Below are 22,311 nucleotides of genomic sequence, written 5' to 3'. Positions count from 1 at the left end.
ATTCAGGCGGGGCGGGTGTCAGGCGTTGAGTGCCGGGGAACCGGAGTGTCGGTCAGTGACCCGGTTGCTCGGACATGGCTAGCTGCGGCTGCCATGGCCATCTGCTCGCAGGTTGTGCTTGTCCAGCCAGGAGGTGATGGCGGTGGCGATCGCTTCGGGATGATCTTCCGGAGTGTGGTGGCCAGCGATGAGATCGTGTTCGGCGATTTCGATACCGGCGATGTTGGCGGCGCACCATGCGTTGAGTTCTGGTCCCATCATTGATCCGGGGCCGGGTTGGAAGGTGAGCAGCAGCTTGGGGACCTCGGCACTGGTCGTCAGCCAGTTGTCGTACCGTTCGATTCTGGCCACGATGTCGGCTGGTTCCCCGCCTAGTGGCATCGCACGCGCCCACTGCAGCAGCGGTATTCGACTCTCTCGGGTCGGGTATGGCTTGCGGTAGGTGTCGAGATCTTCCATCGCGAGGGGGATGGCGACGCCGCCGGGCAGTATTTCGATGAACATGTTCTGGTCGAGCATCATCGCCTCGCCCGTACCCGGGGTCTTGATGGATTCGAACAGTTCACGCCCGGCTTCGGGGAATTCCTGCCAAGACATAGGCTTCACGATCGTCTCGGTGAAAGCGATGCCGCGCACCCGGCCGGGATGGCGGGCTGCCCAGTCGAAGGCGAGTGCGCCGCCCCAGTCATGTCCGATCAGGATGACGTCGTCCAGGCCGAGAGCGTCGAACCATGCGTCGAGGTATCGAGAGTGATCGTCGAAGGTGTAGGCGATATCCGGTTTGCCCGAGTTCCCCATCCCGATCAGGTCGGGAGCCAGCCTGCGGCCGGGGTCGCCGACGGCCGGAAGGATGTTCCGCCACAGGTACGAGGAGGTGGGGTTGCCGTGCAGGAAGATCAGCGGCACACCGGTGCCGATGTCCTGGTAGAAGATCGTCGAGTCAATGACGTCTGCGACAGGCATGTGCTTTCTCCGTGTTCAGATTTGGTTCGACCATCGAGGTCAGATGTTGAGGGCCGTGACGCGGTCCACCGCGATCGTGATGACGACCCGCCCAGGCGGGTCGGGCGGCGACGACTGATAGCGCCTGGCGTACCGGGAGACGCCGTCAGCCACCTCGCGCGCATCGTTGGACACGGTCGCCGTGCCCTCGAGCGTGATCCAGCGAAAACCGTCCGCTTGGCACAGGGCGACGCGGCTGCCCGGGTTCGCCGCCAGGTTGCGGGCCTTGCGCGAGGAGCCGACCGTCATGACCCGGGCCAGCCCCAGGTCACCCGCCCAGGTGAAGCGAACCGGCGCAGCGTGCAGTGAGCCGTCCGGCCGTATGGTCGTCAATGTGGCAGACAGCGGTTCGGCCAAGAAGGCCTCGGCCGAGGCCGACAGCGGCTTCCGGCCGGTCACTTGAACGCTGTAATGCTGCGTGACACCCATTCGGCGAAGGTGCGGGGTGGGCGTCCGAGGAGCCGTTCGATATCGGGGCTGACGGCCCGCTCGGCGGCAGACGGTGTGCCGAGCGCGCCAAGTGTGGCGTCCACGACCGCCTCGGGCATGTACCTCAGCATCTGGGTCCGCGCTTCCGCGCGGCTCTGCTCGACGAACCGCACCGACTCGCCCAGTGCGGCACTGATCGCCGCGGCCTGCTGGCGGGGTGAGATCGGTTCCGGCCCGGTCAGCGTATAGATGTTGCCCTGGTGTCGTGGCTCGCGCAGCGCGATGGCGGCTACCTCGGCGATGTCGGCCGGGTCGACGGCCGGGATTGCGACATCACCGAACGGTGCCGCGACCACCCGCTGTGTACGGACCATATCGGCCCATTGAAGCGAGTTGGAGTCGAAGTTGCCCGGCCGCAGCATCGTCCATTCCAGACCTGACTGCTCGACAGCGTCTTCCAGCACCGAAGGGTGTCGTCCCGTGCCAACGCCATGGGACGACAACAGCACCACGCGCGGAACATCGGCCGCCCGCACGACGTCGAGGACGGCATGGATATTGCCGTTCGCCATGAAGTCCGGGGAGGTGAGCAGAAATAACACCGCAGCTCCCTGGAGGGCTGGCTCGAGGCTCTGCGGCTCGGCCAAGTCGGCCTGGTGATGCCGGACTCCCGCCGGTACCCCGATCTCGCTCCGGGACACGGCGATCACCGGCTCACCAGCCCGGACGAGTGCCCGCACGAGCGGCTGTCCGACATTTCCGGTCGCTCCCGTCACCACAATCATCTCGGTCTCCTATTCCGCGATCGTTCAACGCACTCGGCGACGCTACTATCCGGGAGCTAGTAGGTACCTAGAGGAAAGTGGATTTCAGGTGACCGAGACCACATCGCAGGTCCCTCCGGAACTGGCTTGCCCAATCGCTCCGGTGGTCGATCTCGTCTTCAGCCGCTGGACCACGCCGATTCTGTGGACGCTCAACGAGTTCGGGCGGCAACGGTTCAGCGAGCTGGAACGCCGCATCACAACGATCACGCCCAAGGTCCTGACGCAGCGGCTCCGGCAACTGGAACGCGACGGGCTTGTCGTGCGCACCTATCACCCCGAGGTCCCACCCCGGGTGGAGTACGAGATCAGCGCACTGGGGCGCAGCCTGGCACCACTTTTCGCAACACTCGCCGAATGGTCGGTCAACCTGGACAAGGTCGATCAGGCCCGACAGGACTACGACGCCCGCGACCGGGCCTCTCACCGTCGAACCTGATCCGAAGGAGTGGTAGTGATCCGGTGTTTCGGCACCGGAATGAACGTTCGCGCGGAATCCGGCGTCAGCGCCGGATTCCGTTCCCGGCCTACAAGAACGCCGAGCAGTTCGAACGCTGACACATCAGCGCGGTTGAGGAAGAGCCCGGTTCCTGGCCTGGCTCGATGAGCGCGGCACCCAGCTCAGTGAGTGCACCCAGGCCGATATCAACCTCTGGCACGCCCAGGCCCTCAGTTGGTGTGTAATGGCAGAACGCCGAAAGGCGTTGCCGCGCAGCGCGTATTGACACTATCGCGTATAACCAGCCGGGTATTCCGCGTGGATGTCGCCGCCGAACAATTTCCAGTAGAAGGCGTTCATCTTCGCGGCGGCAGGTGCGTGCCGGACCAGGATCGCGGCCACGACCGGCGGCACGTCGTCTGGGATGTGACCAGTGGCGCACCGGAGTACGTACTCATTGCGGGCGACGGGGCCGCCGCTGGTCGGCATCGGTATTCCGCAGACGTCGGTCACCAGCCAGTTGACCAGTCGCATGGCGGCGTAGTCGGCGTCATGAGTGGCGTGGCGTTCGGCGAAGTCGCGCTCGGCGGGCGAGAGGTCGAAATGCGGCGAGGTAGCCAGCCCGAAGTCGCTGAGATAGATCCGCTCCCCATCGCTGCGCAGGTTGCCGAAGTGCCAATCCATGTGCAGCAGCTCCCGATCGTCCAGGAACGCCACAATCTCTGAAAACTGCCGCTCGACGGTGGCTGCCTTGCCGGCCGGGTTCTCGCGCAGCCAGTCCGACATCGGGTGCGGGATGTATTCGCAGAACAGCACGAGGCTCGACGGTGCAGCGGCCAGCGCTTCGAGTCGGGCACGCACGGCTGGACTGCCGCCCTGGGCGGCAACCACCGTGTCGATGTCGGCATGTTCGGCCGCGACCGGCGACCGGCCGGGCAGAACCCGCCAGTGGTAGAGCATCGGGAACGACTGCGTCTCACCAGCCAGAACGCCATCGGTGACAACGACGTTCGCAGCGAGCTCACGCCATGCGTTGAAACTCGGGCCGCCGATACCGTACTGGCAGAACACTGGCAGGTCGAACAGGTTCGCGGTGGAGCCCCAATGAGCGAGCTCTCGATCGGTCAGCGGGACGCGCTTGGCGAACACTGGCACGCCGTCGGCGTCGAGGACTGCCGAGCCGCCGCCCACTCCCACACTGTTGGACCGACCCGTGGCCATGAGCTCGCCGAGCTCAATGTCGTTGTGAGAAGCCAGGAAAGCCGACAGTCTCTGGTGGCGGTCGCTCCTGGCGGCAGTCATCGCACGATTCTGCCACCACCGGGTGGTCGACCGCTTGTGGTGAGGCAGTCCAAGGAAACCGGCCACGACTCAACGAGGTGATCCGGGGAGTACAGACCAGTTGAATACGGTCCTTACCAGTCACTACCCCATGGCGAACTCATCTGCGCCGCAAGTAGATTCGTGCTGACAACCGCCGCGCGGCCCGTTGATGTGGTCAGGCGGTGCGGGTGCCGAGGAGGGTGGGCTCGGTTTCGCCGGTCTGGTCGTCGGTCCGGCCGAAGGTGAGCACCCCGTCTTCCAGCGGCTCTTTGCGGAGCAGTTTGCGATCGCGGAAGTAGTTGTTGATGACCTGCCACGGGCCGCGGGTGCCCTGCCGGGGCATGACGGCGTCGCCGCGCTGGATGTAGCCGGAGGTCAGCGCGCCGCCCATGACCGAGTCGGCGCCGCGGTCACCCTCGCGGCCGACGGCGACGACCCGGGTGTAGCCCCTGTCCCGCATGTGATTGAGCACGCGGCAGAAGTATTCGGCGGCGAGGTCGGCCTTCAGCGTCCAGGAGGCGTTGGTGTAGCCGAGGACCATCAGCATATTGGGGATGTCGTTGAGCAACGCGCCCTTGTAGACGACACGCTCGCGGGTCACGACCGGCTCGCCGTCCACCTCGAGGGTCGCGCCGCCGAGCATCTGCACGCGCAGACCGGTCGCGCTGATCACGATATCGGCGGGCAGTTCCTCGCCGGACTCCAGGCGAATGCCGGTTTCGGTGAAGGTGGCGATGCGATCGGTGACGATGGACGCTTTCCCGCTACGCAGCACCTTGAACAGGTCGCCGTTGGGGACGACGCAGAGGCGTTGATCCCACGGGTTGTAGGACGGGGTGAAATGGCGCATATCGATATCGGATCCGACCTGCATGCGGACCGCGCCGAGCAGCAGCTTCTTGGCGGCCTCGGGATTGGTGCGGGACAGTTGGAAACTGGCCCGCTGCAAGGCGATATTGCGGGCCCGGCCGAGGCGGTACGCGATCTTCGCGGGCACCTTGGTCAGTTTCATGCCGACCGCGACGGGGTCGTCGGCGGGCAGCGCGGTGATGTAGGTGGGTGAGCGCTGCAGCATGGTGACGTGCGCGGCATCCTCGGCCATGGCGGGGATCAGGGTGATGGCGGTGGCGCCGCTGCCGATGACCACGACACGCTTACCGCGGTAGTCGAGGTCCTCCGGCCAGTGCTGCGGGTGCACGATCTGCCCGCCGAAGTCCTTCTCACCGGGGAACTCGGGGCGATATCCATTGTCGTAGTCGTAGTAGCCGGTACAGCCGACCAAGAAGTTGCTGGTGAAGACCTCGGTGACGCCGGTCTGCTCATCGAGCGCTTCGACCGTCCAGATGCCTTCCACGCTGGACCAGCGCGCCGTGGTCACCCGGCGGCCGAAGTGGATGTGTTCGGTGACGCCGTACTCGGCGGCGGTGTCCTCGACGTACTGGCGGATATGCGGGCCGTCGGCGAGCACCTTGGTGCCGTTCCACGGCCGGAAGCCGTAGCCGAAGGTGTACATATCCGAGTCGGAGCGAATGCCCGGGTAACGGAATAGATCCCACGTTCCGCCGATGGCGCTGCGGCGCTCGAGGATCGCATAGCTGCGTCCGGTCTGCTCGCGTGTCAGATGACAGGCCATGCCGATTCCGGACAGGCCCGCGCCGATGATCAGTACGTCGACATGCCGCGTCATTGAGGTACTCGTTTCGTCTGGTCTCACCCGGGCGCCCTCGGCCGAGCTCTTGCAGATTACATGTTATCGCCAGTTACGTCTAGTTCTGCCAGCGGGTGATGCAAGAGTTGAACCGCGTCGGTTTCAAACCGTGACCGCAATCGTCGGGGCAGCCGCCGAGGCCAACGGCTTCGAAACGAAGCCAACCCCGACCGGCGCCAATATTCCCAGCCGCGGGTAGAGCGGAGCGGCTCGGCTGCAACCTGCCACGGCGTTCGGACGGACGCACTCGACGACCCTGCCGAATGCTGATATGCGGGTGGGGTCGGTTGCTGCCGGTGCATTGTCGCAGGCACTGCAACACCCCAGTTAACGGTCTGGTCGTGGTTGTGGCGACAATGGTCTGTCGGGTTCGGCCCTACCGGGCGGCCCGACAGACCATTTTCTTAGCGGAGGCGAGGGTGATCGCTCGCCTCGGGAGGAACTCGATGACCAGCGCACCAGACCGGCGGTGGCGCCGCCGCATGCCCGATGACGCGACACCGGCGGGGGGTGCGGCGCTCAAGCGCAGCCTCGGCCGGGTCGATCTGACGGCGATGGGGGTCGGCACCATCGTCGGAGCGGGCATCTTCGTCATCACGGGTGTCGCGGCGGCGGAGAAGGCCGGTCCATCGATTGTGCTGTCCTTCGTACTGGCAGGCACGGTGTGCGTCCTGGTGGCGCTCTGTTACAGCGAACTGGCCGCGATGGTGCCGGTCTCGGGCAGCGCCTACACCTACACGTACGCCACCCTCGGCGAAGGTCCAGCGTTCCTCGTCGGGTGGAATCTGCTGCTCGAATTCGTCATAGCGGGTGCGGCGGTCGCCATCGGCTGGTCCGGCACCACGGTTTCCGCCCTGAACTCGATATTCGGGATCACGCTGCCCACCGCCATTACTGCGGGGCCCGCGGAGGGCGGCATCGTGAATCTGCCCGCGGTGCTGATCATCGCGGCGATCGTGGCGGTGCTGGTCGGCGAAGTGACGCTGACCGCGCGCATCACCAAGGCGCTGGTCGCGGTGACCATCGGCGTGTTGGTGCTGGTCGTCGCGGTCGGTGCGCCCCACATCGATCCCGGCAATTGGGTGCCCTTCGCCCCGTTCGGCTGGAGCGGCGTCATCGGTGGGGCCGCCATCGCCTTCTTCGCATTCCTGGGCTTCGATGTGGTCGCGGCGTCGGCAGAGGAAGCGCGCAGCCCCAAGCGCGATGTGCCGTTCGCCATCATCGGCACGGTGCTCATCGCGACCCTGCTGTACGCGCTGGTCAGCTTGGTACTCACCGGCGTGGCGCCCTTCGAGTCGCTGAACAACGGCGCACCCATCGCCACCGCCTTCGGCGCGCTGAGTATCGGCTGGATCGGCAATGTCATCATCATCGCCTCGATCATCGCTCTCACCAAGGGGCTGCTGCTGATCGTCTACGCCCAGGTCCGGCTGAGCTTCGCGATGTGCCGCGACGGGCTGCTGCCGCAACACCTGGCCGCCACCGGCAAGCGAGCCACCCCGGTCCGGCTGACACTCGTGCTCGGCGTCTGCTGCGCGGCCATCGCGGGACTGCTGCCCATCGATATCGTGGTCGAGCTGGTGAATATCGGCGCGCTGTCGGCGTTCGCGGTGGTCTGCGTCGGTGTACTGGTGCTGCGCAGGCTGGAGCCGACTCGGGAACGCCCTTTCCGGACCCCGCTGGTCCCGCTGGTGCCGATCCTGGCGCTGGCTGGTTGTGCGCTGATGGCGTTTACGCTGGACGGACTGACCTGGGTGCGGTTCGCGGTCTGGGTCGCCATCGGTGTGGCGGTGTACCTGGGCTACGGCCGCAGGCATTCGGTCTTCGAGGCGACGCGAGTCGCGGTTTCCGTCGAACGGTAGATACTCGGCGATCGATGCCGGGCAGATTGGGAGAAGGCACGAAATCGGTGCGCCCGGAACCTGTTTCATTGCGCGCCGGTGCGGTTTTCGGCACGCTCTCTGGAAAGCTGCGGCCCGCGCACCCTTCAGCGGCCGTACGGAAAGGACGACGAGTCGATATGTCCGATGACGAGAAGCAGATCCGAGTACTGATCGAACGGTGGGCGGCGGCGGTCCACGCGGGCGATATCGCGGGAACCCTCGCCGACCACGCCCCCGACATCGTGATGTTCGACGTGCCGCCACCCAACGAGGGTGTGCGCGGCATCGACGCGTACCGGGATGTCTGGCCCGGCTTCTTCGACTGGCAGGCACAGGGCGCGACCTTCGATATCGTCTCACTCGATATCGAGGTGGGTGGCGATGTGGCGTTCGCATACGCGCTGGTGCTGTGCGGCACCGCCGAGGAGTTCGCCCGCGATCCGGCGCGACGCCTCCGGCTCACCTTGGGACTGCGCAAACAGCAGGAGCGTTGGATCGTGGTGCACGAGCATCACAGCTTCCCGTTGGACCTCGCGGAGTCCTGAACCGCCCGACAGCGGCGTTCGATGCGAACGTGCATTGCGTGCATCGAATCCGGTATCACCCTGCTGCGCAGCAGTTTTCGGCTGCGCCGACGAGGACGGCACCGAGTGCATCCGGAGTTCCACGTGAATCACGCGATACACCGGGCGCATTCGGTCGCGGGTGTGACTCAGCGCGTATAGCGGTGCTTCACGCCGACCGGAAAGTAGTCCGGATCCCCCGCGGGACGGAGCTCGACATGCGGTAGGTGCCGTTCGGCCGGGACGTAATTCGCGTACTCGCTATTGCGCCGCAGCAGCTCATCCCGGACGGACTCGGCGACCAGCCGGGTCCGCTCGGCCGTATTCGACGCGTCGGGAGCCAGTTCGACGGTGACGCGCAGCAGTACGTCACGGTCCGCGTCCTCCCACGCCTCGAGCACGAATTTCCCGGTCACCCAATCGCTGATCGCGGGCCGCTCCAGCCCGATCGTCACCGTCTCGGGAAAGACGTTTGCACCGAAGACCGATACCGCGTGGAAGGACCGCCCGAATACGTAGACGAACGGCAACTCGGGGCCCTCGCCCGGCTCGAAACCGTGTGCCCGGCAGAAGTCCCGCAGCCGCTCGAAGGGAATCACGCCGCCATCGTCGGCGAGGTGGTATCGAATCAGCGGTACCCCGGAGTCGGCGGTGAATACCAGTGTGCCGTCGACCGTTTCGAAGTATCGATCGGCCGGGTCGTACTGCAACAGCGTCGGCAGCCGCTCGCTGCCGAACAACTCCCGCGCCGCCACGGGCCGGTCGGCGAGGAAACGCCGGATGCGCACACTCAGCGGGGTCTCGTTGCCGAGCACCCCGGCGTCGGCGGTGCCGTACAGCGCCGCCACATCCCGCTCCGGATCGAGCGCCGCGCGCACGCCCATCAGATCGCGCCACTGCTCGCTGATCACTTCGCCGGCCAGCACCAGCTTCACCTCGTACCGCGACCAGTCCAGGCCCGCGCGCAGACCCGAGTCGATCACATCCTTGAGGAACGGCGGATACCCGAAAAGCACTACCTGGTCGAAGAATTCGCCGAGCTCCGGTACTACCCGCAGGATCTCGGCCTTGTTGTTGCCCGGCGCGATGATCGTCAGCGGCAATTCGGCGGCGAGTCCCCGCAGACAATCCACCGTATACAGCCCGCCGACCCAGGTGCCGAGCGGAAAACATACGACCGCGAGGGTGCCGCGCTCGGCGACGCCGAAGCGGTCGACCAGCACCTGCCGGAACCGCGCGGTGGCGGCCGCTTCGTCCGCGGCGGAACGCGGCCAGAAGGTCGGCGTCCCGGTCGATCCCGACGATACGGCGATCAGATCGCACCCGGTCAGGTCCCCGCCCCTGCACCGCTGCGGCAGCCCGTAGCGCCGGTGATAGTTGTCCTTGGTGACCAGCGGTAGCCGTGCGAATCCGGCCGCGTCGACGACATCGCCCGCATCGATGCCGTGCTCGTCGAGGAACTTTCGGTAGGCGGGAACGGTGGCCGCGGTCCGCTGGAACAGTGCCAGCAGGTCGGGGAACGGATCGGAGGCCATAGCGCGAGTCGGCCTTTCTACGAGGCGGGCAGGCGTCGCATTTCAAACTACCGCCGCCACAGCTGGGCTCGCGAGGATCCGGAAGATCGGCGCATGCCGGAACGGGTTGTCGCAACACATATCGGCCATTTCCGGAGATACTCGAAGGGGGCAGATCTGTCGCTGTCCGGCAAGCTCGGCGGAGGGGGAGGAGAATGCGACGTCCGTTCGCTCTAGCGGCGGCATTGTCGACCGTCGTACTCATCGTGACGGGTTGCGCGACGGTGGACGGCAACCCCGTTCCGTCACCACCACCGCTGCCGACACTGGCCGCCTATATGTCTCAACGCGTCGAGTGGCAACCCTGCCCGAAGGATCCCGGTGCCGAGTGCGGTGCGATCCGGATCCCGGTCGACTACGAAGACCCCGGCGCGATGGCCATCAGCATGCCGCTGATCCGGCTGCCCGCGACCAACCGGGCAGCCCGCATCGGCGTGCTCACCATCAATCCCGGCGGGCCGGGCGAATCCGGATATCAGCAGGTTCTCGCCGCGCTCGACCCGCACGACACCGGCCTGCGCAAATTCCGCGTCCGCTACGACCTGGTCGGGTTCGACCCGCGCGGCGTCGGCCGTACGGCGGGCATCAGCTGCCTCGACGATCGGGCGACCGATGCCTACCTGGCCACCGATTTCACGCCGACCACCCCGGAGCAGCTGCGCACGGTCGCCGACGCACACCGCCGCTATTCCGGGGCCTGCCTGCGTAACAGCGGCAAACTGCTGGGTTTGGTGGGCACCGAATTCGTCGCCAGGGATATGGACATCATGCGATCCGCACTCGGCGAGGAGAAGCTGAACTACCTCGGCTTCTCCTACGGCACTGTGATCGGGCAGTACTACGCCGAACAATTCCCGAACCGGGTCGGCCGGATGTTACTGGACTCCGTCGACGATCCGAGCTTTCACACCGATCGCTGGGAACCCGAAAGCGACTATCAGCCTGATCCCGAGCCACTCGCACCACGTGACCAGGTGGTCTATGACATGCTCGCCACCTGCGCGGCGCGCGCCGACTGCCCACTCGGCCGGGACGCGGCGGCGGCGATGAAGTCGCTGCGCGAACTCATCGATCGAATCGATAAGCAGCCCATTCCGGTCTCCGATGGGCGCACACTCGGCTCGAATCTGGCGTTGATCGGCCTGTTCGAAGCGACGTACGACGAGAGCTATCAGCACCGATTCGAGCAGGCCATCGTGGATGCGCAGCGCGGCGACGGGACGGGGCTCGCCAGGCTGGCCGACCGGTACGTGGGACGCGACGAGAAAGGCAAATTCTCCAGCTCCGACCCGGCGTTCTGGGCGGTCCAGTGCGCCAACGACGACCCGAGGGCCTACCGCTCGCTGACCGAGGATCAGATTCTCGATGAGCTGAGCAGGCGAGCGGGACGTCACGCGGTGAACTCGCCGTTGTTCGGCGCGAATCGCGTATTCAGCACGCCGGTATGCCTGTTCTGGCCGGTTCCGCCGACCATGGAATCGCATGCCGTGCGGGCGGAGGGAGCCCCGACCATCGTGCTGGTGAACAACACCGCCGATCCCGCCACACCGCTGGAAGACGCGGAGAAGGTGGCGGCCACGCTGGCCGATGCCGTGCTGGTGGTCAACGAGCACGACGGGCATATCGCTTTCGACAACGGCTCGGAGTGCGTCGACGGGATCGTGCTCGGCTTCCTATTCGACGGCGTGCTGCCCGCACGCGGAACCCGCTGCCGCAATTGATGATTCGGCTATCTACCGGCGAGTGCGAGAAGGCGGTCCGGGATGATCGTAATGAGCATTCGGGCCCGCCCGAGATCCCGCTGCGCCGCTCCGGGTGCGATCCGATCGTCGATGTACTTCTCCCGAATTCGGCTGGTCCACATGCCATTCGGATCCTCCGCGAGCCGGGCGTCACCTATCACCCGGATCTGCCGGTTCGGACGCTCGCCGTCGGGCCGTAGTCCGGCCTCGCGGTCGATGACCAGCCCGACCCGTGGATTCGCCCGGATGCGATGCAGGTGCGGGCGTTCCGCGAAACTGGTCAGCCGGAAGGCTCCGCGGTCCCAGAGAAACCAGATCGGCGTGACATGCGGGTATCCCGACGCGTCGATCGTCGCCAGATGCGCGACGAGGTCATCGGCCAAGAGCTCCGCGATCTCAGCCGGGCGTAGCGGACGCATGGGTAGGACACTCCGATCCATGTATCGAACATGTATTCGAATACTACCGCGAATCCTCATGCCTTGGTATTGCGCGCCGCGTTGTGCGTGGCGTGTTGCCCGGCCCCGAACCCCATCAACGCGGCCGGGCGTCGCCCACCCGGCCGCGATCGTGAACGGCTACCCGCCGAGTTCGGCGCCGCCGTCTTTCACGAGCGCGCCGAACCCGTCGAACCTCGAGGACTGACGTCGATCGTCGAAGGTCATACCCGAGGCGATCGTGCGCTCGCGCAGCACCTCGACACTGCCGAACACGGTCCGCGGCAATTGGACGTACTCGTCCAGGAACGCGCTCGCATTCGCCGGACCGACCACATCCCACACCACTGTCGCGTCGACGACGGTGACCGACATCCGCAGGAACGGGCAGCACCCGGCCTCGGCATCGGCCTGCCGCCGCACCCGCGCCTCGACATCACCGTCCTCGCGGAACCGCCAGCGCACGCCCCACTCGGTGCGCTCACCACCGAGGAACCCCGCACCGAACAACCCCCGATAGACCTCCATCATCGCCTGCTCGTCGGCGCCGGGCCTGATCGTGCACACGATGGGCGCCTCGTCCGGGATCTCGTAGCTATCGGTCATCGCGTCCGTTTCTCGTTCTCAATGTGGTGACCTGTCACCGACAACGGTAAACTCTGGACTCGGGTCCAGAGTCAAGACCTGATCTCGAAAGAGGCACTCCATGAAGATCGGCCAAATCGCCGAACAGGCAGGCGTAACCGTCGACACCGTCCGCTACTACGAACGCCGCGGCATCCTGCCCACCCCACACCGAGAACCGTCCGGATACCGCCGCTACGGACCCGACGCCGCCGACCGGATCAAACTGACGAAATCCCTCCAAGCACTAGGATTCACCCTCGATGAAGTCGTCGACGCCCTGGGCGGCCTCGACGCCGGCGACGCCACGTGCGCCAACCAACGCTGGCGACTCGAACAGGTCATCGGCCGCATCGACAGCCAACTCGCCCACCTCCAGCAGGTCCGCGACAGCGCGATGGCCGTGCTCGAAGCCACTCACACCGGCCGATGCCCCCACTGCTCCAACCAACCGACCACACCTGGCTGACTCGGCACAACCACCAAGACCTACCGCTGGAACCCAAAACAGTCCCTCTGACAACGGATTACACCAAATCCGTTGTTTCTACGCGGGTTCTACCGGAACCCCGAATCGGAGAGAATGCCTCGATTCGATCTACCCTGAGATATGGGCCTGTCTCGGCGGCAGTTGTTGCGGATCGGAGCCGCCGGATCGGCGGCGGTGCTGGCCGGTGCCGCGACAGCGAGCAGTGCGCGGTATCTCGCGCCGCGCTGGTTGGGCGACCCGTTCTCACTGGGGGTGGCCTCGGGCGATCCGACCTCGGACGGTGTGGTCCTGTGGACACGGTTGGCGCCGGATCCGCTCCTGCCGGGTGGCCTCGGCGGCGCTGGCGCCCGTCACCGTCGAATACGAAGTGGCGCACGACGAGAACTTCCGTCAGGTCGTGACGCGCGGAACCGCTATCGCGACACGGGAACTCGCGCACAGCGTGCACCCCGAGGTGCGGGGACTGGAGCCGGATCGATGGTATTTCTACCGGTTCAGAGCCGGTTCGGCGATTTCCCCGGTCGGACGGACCCGGACGGCTCTCCCGATTGGGCAACCCACCGCGCGCATGCGTTTCGCCTTCGCCTCCTGTCAATCGTGGAGTTCCGGCTACTTCACCGCCCACGAACATCTCAGCGCCGAGGACCTCGATCTCGTTGTACACCTCGGTGACTACATCTACGAGAAGACGTTCGTGCGCGGGCGCGAGGGCATGGTGCTCGAGCCGTCACTGCGTGACGAGGCCGTCGACCTCGCCGGATACCGGCTGCTCTACGCGCAGAGCAAGGCCGAACGGCCGCTTCAGGCCGCACACGCGGCCTTCCCCTGGCTGGTCACCATGGACGATCACGAGGTCGACAACAATTGGGCGGGTGGCAGTCCCGGAGTCGGCCTCGATATCTGGGCCATTCCCCCATTGTTCCGCCGCCGCAGGGCCGCCGCCTTCCAAGCCATGTACGAACATCAACCGATGCGGCTGGCGCAACTCCCCGCGGGGCCGTCGATGCGACTGCACCGCCGGTACGCCTTCGGTGATCTGGCGGAGATCACGATGCTCGATACCAGACAGTTCCGCAACGACCAGGTCTGCGGCGACGGTGGGCTGGTCGCGGATTGCGCCGAGCGGTTCGCCACCGATCGCACGATACTCGGTGCGCAACAACGTGATTGGTTGATCGACGGTCTCGCTCACTCCCCCGCCCGCTGGCAGATCCTCGGCAACCAAGTGGCGATGGGCCAAGCCGACTACGACGTCGGGCCCGGTGTGGCCGTCGGCACCGACTCCTGGGACGGATACGTCGCCGACCGCAATACCGTCCTCGGCGCCGCCGCAGATCGCGGCGTGGACAACCTGGTCGTGATCACCGGCGATCGGCACCAGAACTGCGCCGCGAATCTGCGCCGCGATTACGCGGATGCCGAATCGCCGGTCGTGGCGTCGGAGTTCATCGGAACATCCATAACCACCGGTCGAGACGGCGCCGATATGAACGAGACCGGACGCACGCTGCTCGCCGCGAACCCCGACCTGAAATTCTTCAACGCGCAACGCGGATATGTGCGGGTCGAACTCGACCACGGGGTGTGGCGCAGTGATTTTCGTGTCGTGCCGTACGTCCGCAAACCCGGCGCACCCATCGCTACGCGGGCCAGTTTCGTGGTGGAGGACGGCGTACCCGGCGTCACCGAGGCATGGCGGCCCGACGAACCGATCGATCGGGCCTCAGGGGTCGGTGCGGGACAGGCGGCTCCACCGACCTCCGGCCGATGAGCTGGAGGCGGGTTCCGGGATCCCGGTTGCCGATGGGCCGGGGCGACGGAGTGGTCGATAGGGTCTACCTGTGACGCTGACGGTGGGCTTCGACCTCGATATGACGCTGATCGACTCGCGCCCGGGGGTCGCGCGGGCCATCGATCAGCTGGCCGTCGAGTTCGATATGCCGTTGGACGGCGAGAAGTTCTCGACCCGGTTGGGTCCGCCGCTGGCCGTGCTGCTTGCCGACGCCGGCGCGCCCGCGGAGCTCGTCCCCACTCTTGTCACCCGCTATCGCGAGTTGTACCCGTCGCTGGTGCCGACCATCCCGCCGATGCCGGGCGCGGACGCCGCACTCGACGCGGTCATCGCCCGCGGTGGGCGCATCCTGGTCGTCACCGGCAAACATCAACCGCATGCGCAGCTGCATGTCGACGAGCTCGGCTGGAAGGTCGACCATCTGGCGGGCGATCTGTGGTCCGCGGGTAAAGCAGCCGCGCTCGCCACATACGGGGCGAGTGTCTTCGTCGGAGATCACGAGGGCGATATGCGCGGCGCCCGCGCGGCCGACGTCGTCGCGGTCGGCGTCACCACCGGGCCGTGTACCGCCGAGGAACTGCACGAGGCGGGCGCGGACGTCATCCTGACCGATCTGATGGAGTTCCCCGGCTGGCTGGCCGACTTCGCGGCCTGAACCCCGGCCAGGACTACGATCGGGGCGCGTTCGGTGCCGTGCCGAGCGCTTCGAAGCGCAGCGTCAATCCGTCCAGCAAGGCTCGCAGCCCGGTTTCGAAGGCGGCGTCGTCGATCTCGCGCTGCTTGCCCGACAGCAGGTGGGCCTCGTCGAGGTGTGGGTAGACGCCCCGGTAGACGGACGCGTCATCGGGAAAACCGCCCGCGAAGGAACCGAGGGTGGATCCGGTGACGAAGAATCGCATGAGCGCGCCCACCTGGGTAGCTTCGCGGCGTGGCCAACCGGCGGCCACCAGACCGCCGAAGACGGCATCGGCTTGACGCAGGGCATTGGGACGTCGACCCATGCCCTGATTCAACGCCGGAACGAGCTTCGGATGGGCGGCGAGAGCGGCGCGATAAGACCTGGCCCAGGTCCGCAGGGCGCGGTACCAGTCGGCGTCGCCGGTGAACATCGAGAGATCCACGGTGCCCAGGACCGTGTCGACCATGGCATCGAGCAGCTCATCCTTGGTCGCGACGTGGTTGTACAACGATGGTCCCTGTACCCCCAGTTCGGTGGCGAGCCTGCGGATCGACACGGCTTCGAGCCCCTCGGCGTCGACCAGGGCCAGTGCGGCCGCCACGATGCGGTCGCGACTGAGCAGTGGCTTTCGCGGTCTTCCCACTTTCACCTCCTCGTCGGGCGCTTCGTACGCCGCGACATCGAGTCCGGCCAAGAAACTTGCGCCGTTAGTTTAACGCCATTAGCCTGGCGGCCAACTACCACCGTTAGTTTATTGGAGCTGCCGTGAACCTCGAACTCTCCGACGAACAGTCCGCCGCCCAGCGCATGGCGGCGGATTTCGTCGAACGCGAGATCGCCCCACATGCCGCGGCATGGGATCAGGCCGAATCGGTGGACCCCGGAATCGTCCGCAGACTCGGCGAACTCGGATTCCTCGGGCTCACCATTCCCGAAGAGTTCGGCGGCAGCGGCGGCGACCACCTCACCTACTGCCTGGTCCTGGAGGAATTGGGGCGCGGCGATTCCGCGGTGCGCGGCATCGTCTCGGTATCACTCGGGCTGGTGGCCAAGTCCATCCATCACTTCGGCACCGACGAGCAAAAGCACATCTGGCTGCCGCGACTCACCACCGGCACCGCACTCGGCTGCTTCGCACTCACCGAACCGGGCACGGGATCCGACGCCGCGCAATTACAGACCCGGGCGATGCGCGACGGCGACGACTGGGTGCTGTCCGGCACGAAGATCTTCATTACGAACGGCACCTGGGCCGATATCGCGTTGGTCTTCGCCCGCACCGGCGAAGCGGGTCACCGCGGTATCACCGCCTTCCTGGTCCCCACCGACTCCCCCGGCTTCACCGCCCGCACCATCCACGGCAAACTCGGGCTGCGCGGACAGGCCACCGCCGAACTCGTACTCGACGGTGTGCGGGTGCCGGACAGCGCCCGATTGCACAGCGAGGGCAAGGGTTTCAGCGTGGCGATGGCGGCGCTGGCCAAGGGCCGGATGTCGGTGGCGGCGGGCTGCGTCGGAATCGCCCAGGCCTGCCTCGACGCCGCGGTCGGGTATGCCACGCAGCGTGAACAGTTCGGCAAGCCGATCGCCGGGCACCAGCTGGTACAGGAACTGCTCGCCGATATCGCACTCGATGTGGACGCGGCCCGCCTCCTCGTCTGGCGTGTCGCCGATTTGATCGACCGCGGTGCGGACTTCGCCGTCGAATCGTCGAAGGCGAAGCTGTTCGCCAGCGAGGCCGCCGTGCGGTCGGCGGATCGGGCGCTCCAGGTATTCGGCGGATACGGCTATATCGACGAGTTCCCGGTCGGCAAATACCTGCGTGACGCCAAGGTCATGACCCTGTACGAGGGCACCAGCCAGATCCAGAAGTTGCTGATCGGGCGGTCATTGACCGGTATCAGCGCATTCTGAGGGCGTCGGGCACCGCCGCACGTCCGCAATATCCATCGAGGAGCGAAACGATGAACCGATTCACCGACCGAACCGCCGTCGTCACCGGCGCGGCACAGGGCATCGGCGCGGCTACCGCGCTGCGGTTGGCGGCCGAGGGCGCGCGCGTCGCGGTACTCGACCGCAACGCACCCGACGACACCGCTGAACAGATCGTCGCCGCGGGCGGTGACGCGCGCGCCTACGTCTGCGATGTCACCGACCGCGGCTCGGTGCGCGACGTATTCGCCCGGATCGCAACGGATCTCGGTGGGCCGCACATTCTGGTGAACAATGCCGGAATCACCCGCGACGACCTGTTCTTCCGGCTCTCCGAGGACGATTGGGAGTCGGTGCTCTCGGTGAATCTGACCGGCGTCTTCCACTGCACCCAGGCCGCGCAGAAGTACATGGTCGCCCAGAAATACGGCAAGATTGTATCGCTGTCCAGCCGCTCCGCCCTCGGCAATCGCGGCCAGGCCAATTACGCCGCGGCCAAGGCCGGGATCCAGGGCCTCACCGCGACCCTGGCTATCGAACTCGGCGCGTACAACATCACCGTCAACGCGGTCGCGCCCGGCTACATCGCCACCGCCATGACCGCCGCCACCGCCGACCGCGTCGGCATGTCGGCGGCGGACCACCAGGAGGCCGTGGCGGCTCGCACACCGCTCGGCCGGGTCGGGCTTCCAGAGGAGGTGGCCTCGGTCATCGCATTCCTTGCCAGTGACGATGCCTCCTACGTCAGCGGTCAGACGCTGTACGTCAACGGCGGCGCCCGCTGAACAGGCCCACGCTCACCAGGGCACCGGACCGACTCGATCGAAGAATCCGCAGGTCGGTCCGTCCGGGCCGATCGAGGCGAGTCCGACAATCGCATCGGTACCCTCGGTAACGGTCTGGAGGCCGGAGTTGTTGTTCAGATCCGTTGCGGTGTAGCCCGGGTCGACGGCATTGATGCGGAACTCCGGCAGCGCCCGCGCATACTGCGAGGTGATCGCGAGCAATGCCGTCTTCGACGACGGATACGGCAGCCCGAGCAGGGTGGATTCGATGCGCTCCGGGTCGGAGGTGCGACTCAGTGAGCCGATTCCGCTGGAGACCATGACAATCCGCGGTACGGCGGCGGCACGCAGCAGCGGAAGGAAGGCGTGGGTTACCTCGACGACGCCGAATACGTTGGTTTCGAATACCTCCCGGAAATCGGCGGCGACGCACTCCGGCGGTGCCGCGAAGGTGCCGCCGATGGCCGCGTTGTTCACGAGTACATCCAGGTGGTCGGTGCGTTCGCGGACCGCCGCGACCGCGGCGGCCACGGATTCGGCGGAGGTGACATCCAGGTGCACGAATTCGACATCAGCGCCGGACTCGGCCAATTCGGCGGCGGCCGTCTTACCGCGGTCGGCGTCACGTGCGGCGAGGAAGACCCGCCAGCCCTTCGCCGCCAGACTGCGGACCGTCTCCCGGCCCAATCCCTTGTTCGCCCCGGTGACCAGGGCCGTGGTGGTGGAATTCATGATCCGAGCCTCGCCCGGCCTTCGACGCCTCGCCAGGGCGGGCAACTCCTGGGATCGGCGGTACCACCCCATCCGGGCCGAGCTGCGGCATCATCGAGCCATGGACCGCACCGAGCTCGCCGCACTGCTGCGACAGGCGCGTGCCCGGATCGGACCGCGCGATGTCGGATTGCCTGCCGGGCCGCGCCGTCAGGTGGCCGGGCTGCGACGCGAGGAAGTCGCGCAGCTCGCCGGGGTGACATATCGGTTACGCACTCCTTAAACGCTCGCCTGAGCCGGTGAGCGGTGGCAGGTGGGCGTGAGCGGAAAGTCTCACGCAGGTGGCGTGGTCGCGGCGCGCCGGATCCCGCCGAGCCGGTCGGTGGACGACATTGTTCGCCGCGTCCACGGCGGAGACGGCCCGTTGCCCCTCACCGAGCCCGCCAGCTGCCACGCTGGCGTGCTCGTTGCAGGCCAGCGGTTTCGGCCACGAATCCCCGAACTCACGTCAGCCGCTGGGCGATTCCGTCCGGTCCGAAGCGGCCAGCGCTGGGCTATGGAAGATCAACTGGCCCTACTCCTCTGGGTCGGCCAAACCCACCAAATTGCCGATGAGCGTGCTATCCGGCGTGGTCGCAGATGATCCGCGGGCCGGTGCGGGTGTGCGGTCAGGACCGAGTTGTCGCCCGGTTGCACGCAACCGATGAAGGAACCGATTCGGTCAGCCTCGCCGGGTCAGCGGCCGCTGCGCGGTTGACTCAACAGCGCGCGGCCGCGTTCCGGGGTGAGGCTGTACGCCAGCACCGGGTCGGCGAGCAACGCGACCGGGGCGATGTGATCTGGCGTACGGGGCTGCCAATGCGCCATCGCGGCCTCGAGCGCATGCCACAGCGCCGCCGGGTCGGAGTGGTGTTGCGCGAGCGCCTTTCGTACCGCAGCGTCGAATGCTTGGTTACCGTAGGAGAGCTGGGAGCCGGGCTCCTGCACCCGGGCCCGGTGCCCGTCGATGGCACGTTTGATCTCGCCCCCGGGGTCGTCGACGATCTGGGCAACGTCGAGCGCGGAGGCATACCAGGGTTCTTTGTGTGCGTGTTGCAGGAACATGCATGGCACGAACTCGTCGGTGAACAGTGGACCGGTGAAGAATCCCTCCGGAACGGGTGCCAGCGGTAGCACACGCGAAAGGATCCGGGAGGCATCGTAGGGGGAAGAGGTGCTGAGGAACATCTGGAGCTGGGTTTGTAAGACCGTGGCGCGTGACTGGCCGAAATGCTGGGCTTTCTCCAGGGCCGCCATGGCTGTGTCGATGTCCCCGGAAAGGGCTTCGCCTCGTGCCTGTTCGGCCACCAGATCCCAGCTGTCACGGGTTTTGCCCGCCGGCTGACGTATTCGATGAAGGCTTTGGTACTCCGCTTCCATGAGGGCAGTGAACGACGGATACCGCTGCGGGAACTCCCCCCAGGAAAACACGCTGTAGGCGGCCCACTCGCCGTTCTCGTCGCGGTCGGCCGGGTCGAGGAACAGGACTCCGACGTCGGCGTACAGCGAGATCAGCAGCCCGCGACTGAACGGGTTACCCGGCGCGTCGACCGGTGGCTCGGTGATCAGGTCGGCCCAGGACTCCCAGGAGGGTTCGAGGTCACGCAGCCATCCCAGATTGGTGGTGTCACGCATCTTCCGCACGAATTCCCCGGCATGGCGCCATCCATCGGTGGTCAGCAGGAAGCTGCGATAGGAGGGCGGCAACCGCAGGCCGAGGCGCTGCTCGACCGCGGCGACGTCGGCCTCGGCGGCCGGGGCGTACCCGAGCCAGCGCTGCCGCACCACCTCGGGATCCAACTCATCAGGATCTCTGCTGGCGATCCATTCCTCGCTCCACAGCTCCAACCACGGTCTCCAGTTCATTCCATGAACGCTACGACCAGCCGCCGACAAGTTCGGCATGGGTGCAGGCCGAGATCGTGGTGAGGAGAGGTACTGGCCCTTCTTCGACATATCCGCAAATGCCGCCTACCGCGCTGAGCGAAGCGGCCACGTCGTGGTAGCCAGCGGGCCAGACCGGTTGCGGCTCACAACATCCGGTGGTGCCGATCAGCGGATCTCGACCACCACTTTGCCCAGGGCGCGTCCCGCACCGACGTGGGCCAGCGCATTCGCGGTCTCGTCGAGGGGGAAACTGCGGTCGATGTGGATACCGATCCGTCCCGCGACACACGACTCCGCGAGGGGTGTGAAGTGCGCGGGCCCTTCCTTCACCGCGAGGACCCCGAGCCCGCGGCCGGTCACCATTCCGGCGACCACTCCGACCGTCGTCAACCGCAGCAACGCGCGCGTGGTGCCGCCGACGCAGCGGTACCGGCCGCCACGCGCGACCGACCTGCGATAAGCGAAGACCGACCGGTGGGCGACGAGGTCGAGTACCCGGTCGTACGGTCCGGTTCGGGTGAAGTCCTCAGCGCGATAGTCGATGACCTCGTCGGCGCCGAGCGTGCGCATGAACGCCAGTTTGGCGGCGTTGTCCACCCCGGTCACATGCGCCCCGGCACTCTTGGCCAACTGGATCGCAAACGCTCCGGACCCGCCGCCCGCTCCGTTGATCAACACCGACATACCGGCTGCGATGCCGGCGGTGCCCTGCAGTGCTATCGCCCCCGCCTGTGGCAGCGTCGACGCCTCGGCGAAGCTCAGCGACGCCGGTTTGTGAGCCAGCGCCGATTCAGGAACAACGGCATATTCCGCGAACCCGCCCTTGAGCATGAGATTGTCGCCGTAGACCTCGTCACCCGGTGCGAACAGTGTGACCTCGGAGCCGACGACTTCGACCCGTCCGGCGATATCGGATCCGAGAACCGGGGGTCTGGGTGCCCGGAGCCCGCCGATGCGCGAATACAGCGGCGTCCCCCGCAGTGTCTCCCAGTCGGAGAGGTTGATCGACGTCGCGTGCACCTGGACGAGCACCTGTTTCGGCCCTGGGGAAGGCGCTGGGACCTCCGCGATCGACAGCACCTCGGGGCCGCCGTAGCGGTCGTACACGACGGCCCTCATGCGATTCCAGCACCGAGGATCGAGCGACAGCCTGACACACGACAAACTCTAGTCGGCGGGCCGCCCCGCGACCGGCGAACTGTGCGTCGGCATTCGGCGCGACTCGCCGAACCCTCTCCCGCACACCAGCAACGTCCTGCATTACCGCGTGACGCGCGGGTCCGACAGGCCACGCGAAACACCCCAAAGATCTAACGGGCCGAGACTATCTCGACATCCACCAACGCACTGAAATGCCGATGTGAGGGTTGTGCGGGGTACGTGGAACCGATCGGTCGGGGTTTGGCTATTGCATCATCTGGATGTGTGGGTGCTCAGGTGATGTCGGG

At 66.4% G+C, this 22,311-nt stretch carries 21 protein-coding genes and 2 pseudogenes; 11 read left to right on the top strand and 12 right to left on the bottom strand.

Annotated elements, in window-relative coordinates:
- Positions 1–78 precede the first annotated feature (78 nt).
- From AB0H61_RS27915 to AB0H61_RS27905, 3 genes are read right to left on the bottom strand one after another with little or no spacing between them, the layout of a single operon-like run.
- Positions 79–963, bottom strand: a complete 885-nt coding sequence (locus AB0H61_RS27915; protein ID WP_357310189.1) for a haloalkane dehalogenase — start codon at positions 961–963, stop codon at positions 79–81.
- A gap of 39 nt (positions 964–1,002) precedes the next feature.
- Entirely contained in the window at positions 1,003–1,431 is a 429-nt protein-coding gene (locus tag AB0H61_RS27910) for a PPOX class F420-dependent oxidoreductase (protein ID WP_357310187.1), read from the bottom strand.
- Positions 1,398–2,216 (bottom strand): NAD(P)H-binding protein, encoded by an 819-nt coding sequence (locus tag AB0H61_RS27905; protein ID WP_357310185.1) that lies wholly within the window; start codon positions 2,214–2,216, stop codon positions 1,398–1,400. Before AB0H61_RS27905 ends, AB0H61_RS27910 begins: the two co-directional genes overlap by 34 nt.
- A gap of 88 nt (positions 2,217–2,304) precedes the next feature.
- On the opposite strand from AB0H61_RS27905, the gene AB0H61_RS27900 reads away from it, so the two are divergent.
- Positions 2,305–2,694, top strand: a complete 390-nt coding sequence (locus AB0H61_RS27900) for a helix-turn-helix domain-containing protein (protein ID WP_357310183.1) — start codon at positions 2,305–2,307, stop codon at positions 2,692–2,694.
- A 288-nt stretch (positions 2,695–2,982) separates the two neighbouring features.
- On the opposite strand, the gene AB0H61_RS27895 is transcribed toward AB0H61_RS27900, so the two are convergent.
- On the bottom strand, positions 2,983–3,996 hold the full coding sequence (locus tag AB0H61_RS27895; protein ID WP_357310180.1) for a serine/threonine protein phosphatase: 1,014 nt from the start codon (positions 3,994–3,996) through the stop codon (positions 2,983–2,985).
- Positions 3,997–4,192: 196 nt separating this feature from the next.
- The gene (locus AB0H61_RS27890; protein ID WP_357310178.1) at positions 4,193–5,704 is read right to left on the bottom strand and encodes an NAD(P)/FAD-dependent oxidoreductase; all 1,512 of its coding nucleotides are present in this window, start codon (positions 5,702–5,704) and stop codon (positions 4,193–4,195) included.
- 467 nt (positions 5,705–6,171) lie between these two features.
- Between AB0H61_RS27890 and AB0H61_RS27885 the strand changes: the two genes are divergently transcribed.
- The gene (locus tag AB0H61_RS27885; protein WP_357310176.1) at positions 6,172–7,587 is read left to right on the top strand and encodes an amino acid permease; all 1,416 of its coding nucleotides are present in this window, start codon (positions 6,172–6,174) and stop codon (positions 7,585–7,587) included.
- A 158-nt stretch (positions 7,588–7,745) separates the two neighbouring features.
- Positions 7,746–8,153 carry a nuclear transport factor 2 family protein gene (locus AB0H61_RS27880; protein WP_357310174.1) on the top strand — a complete coding sequence of 136 codons (408 nt, stop codon included), beginning with the start codon at positions 7,746–7,748 and terminating at the stop codon, positions 8,151–8,153.
- Positions 8,154–8,320: 167 nt separating this feature from the next.
- Here the strand turns inward: AB0H61_RS27880 and AB0H61_RS27875 are convergent, their stop codons facing one another.
- Positions 8,321–9,706 (bottom strand): hypothetical protein, encoded by a 1,386-nt coding sequence (locus AB0H61_RS27875; protein ID WP_357310171.1) that lies wholly within the window; start codon positions 9,704–9,706, stop codon positions 8,321–8,323.
- A 194-nt stretch (positions 9,707–9,900) separates the two neighbouring features.
- Here AB0H61_RS27875 and AB0H61_RS27870 point away from each other — a divergent pair, with 194 nt between their 5' ends.
- On the top strand, positions 9,901–11,466 hold the full coding sequence (locus tag AB0H61_RS27870; protein WP_357310169.1) for an alpha/beta hydrolase: 1,566 nt from the start codon (positions 9,901–9,903) through the stop codon (positions 11,464–11,466).
- Positions 11,467–11,474: 8 nt separating this feature from the next.
- On the opposite strand, the gene AB0H61_RS27865 is transcribed toward AB0H61_RS27870, so the two are convergent.
- The gene (locus AB0H61_RS27865; protein ID WP_357310167.1) at positions 11,475–11,927 is read right to left on the bottom strand and encodes a pyridoxamine 5'-phosphate oxidase family protein; all 453 of its coding nucleotides are present in this window, start codon (positions 11,925–11,927) and stop codon (positions 11,475–11,477) included.
- 138 nt (positions 11,928–12,065) lie between these two features.
- Positions 12,066–12,530, bottom strand: coding sequence for a hypothetical protein (locus tag AB0H61_RS27860; protein ID WP_357310165.1), 465 nt, complete (start codon positions 12,528–12,530; stop codon positions 12,066–12,068).
- Positions 12,531–12,630: 100 nt separating this feature from the next.
- On the opposite strand from AB0H61_RS27860, the gene AB0H61_RS27855 reads away from it, so the two are divergent.
- From AB0H61_RS27855 to AB0H61_RS27840, 4 genes and pseudogenes are all read left to right on the top strand, one after another.
- Entirely contained in the window at positions 12,631–13,017 is a 387-nt protein-coding gene (locus AB0H61_RS27855; RefSeq protein WP_357310163.1) for a MerR family transcriptional regulator, read from the top strand.
- A gap of 141 nt (positions 13,018–13,158) precedes the next feature.
- Positions 13,159–13,323: pseudogene (locus AB0H61_RS27850) on the top strand (alkaline phosphatase); the annotation flags it as partial.
- 40 nt (positions 13,324–13,363) lie between these two features.
- A complete protein-coding gene (locus AB0H61_RS27845) occupies positions 13,364–14,809 on the top strand; it encodes an alkaline phosphatase D family protein (RefSeq protein ID WP_357310161.1) in 1,446 nt (481 codons plus the stop codon).
- Between the two features lie 70 nt (positions 14,810–14,879).
- Positions 14,880–15,485 (top strand): HAD hydrolase-like protein, encoded by a 606-nt coding sequence (locus tag AB0H61_RS27840; protein ID WP_357310159.1) that lies wholly within the window; start codon positions 14,880–14,882, stop codon positions 15,483–15,485.
- Positions 15,486–15,498: 13 nt separating this feature from the next.
- Here AB0H61_RS27840 and AB0H61_RS27835 read toward each other — a convergent pair whose 3' ends face one another.
- A complete protein-coding gene (locus AB0H61_RS27835) occupies positions 15,499–16,152 on the bottom strand; it encodes a TetR/AcrR family transcriptional regulator C-terminal domain-containing protein (protein ID WP_357310157.1) in 654 nt (217 codons plus the stop codon).
- A gap of 122 nt (positions 16,153–16,274) precedes the next feature.
- Here AB0H61_RS27835 and AB0H61_RS27830 point away from each other — a divergent pair, with 122 nt between their 5' ends.
- On the top strand, positions 16,275–17,423 hold the full coding sequence (locus AB0H61_RS27830; RefSeq protein WP_357310154.1) for an acyl-CoA dehydrogenase family protein: 1,149 nt from the start codon (positions 16,275–16,277) through the stop codon (positions 17,421–17,423).
- Positions 17,424–17,473: 50 nt separating this feature from the next.
- Positions 17,474–18,226 (top strand): 3-oxoacyl-ACP reductase FabG, encoded by a 753-nt coding sequence (fabG, locus tag AB0H61_RS27825; protein WP_357310152.1) that lies wholly within the window; start codon positions 17,474–17,476, stop codon positions 18,224–18,226.
- Positions 18,227–18,238: 12 nt separating this feature from the next.
- Here fabG and AB0H61_RS27820 read toward each other — a convergent pair whose 3' ends face one another.
- Positions 18,239–18,958 carry an SDR family NAD(P)-dependent oxidoreductase gene (locus AB0H61_RS27820; RefSeq protein ID WP_357310150.1) on the bottom strand — a complete coding sequence of 240 codons (720 nt, stop codon included), beginning with the start codon at positions 18,956–18,958 and terminating at the stop codon, positions 18,239–18,241.
- Positions 18,959–19,058: 100 nt separating this feature from the next.
- On the opposite strand from AB0H61_RS27820, the pseudogene AB0H61_RS27815 reads away from it, so the two are divergent.
- Positions 19,059–19,199: pseudogene (locus AB0H61_RS27815) on the top strand (transcriptional regulator); the annotation flags it as partial.
- 473 nt (positions 19,200–19,672) lie between these two features.
- Here AB0H61_RS27815 and AB0H61_RS27810 read toward each other — a convergent pair.
- Together AB0H61_RS27810 and AB0H61_RS27805 are read right to left on the bottom strand one after the other, a co-directional pair.
- On the bottom strand, positions 19,673–20,842 hold the full coding sequence (locus tag AB0H61_RS27810) for an SMI1/KNR4 family protein (protein WP_357310148.1): 1,170 nt from the start codon (positions 20,840–20,842) through the stop codon (positions 19,673–19,675).
- A 186-nt stretch (positions 20,843–21,028) separates the two neighbouring features.
- Complete coding sequence (locus AB0H61_RS27805; protein WP_357310146.1) at positions 21,029–21,982, bottom strand: NAD(P)-dependent alcohol dehydrogenase; 954 nt, start codon at positions 21,980–21,982, stop codon at positions 21,029–21,031.
- Between the last annotated feature and the right edge of the window lie 329 nt (positions 21,983–22,311).

Source organism: Nocardia sp. NPDC050710, assembly GCF_040654375.1.
In the GTDB taxonomy this organism is placed as follows: domain Bacteria; phylum Actinomycetota; class Actinomycetes; order Mycobacteriales; family Mycobacteriaceae; genus Nocardia.
This window is presented reverse-complemented; position numbering and strand designations above follow the sequence as displayed.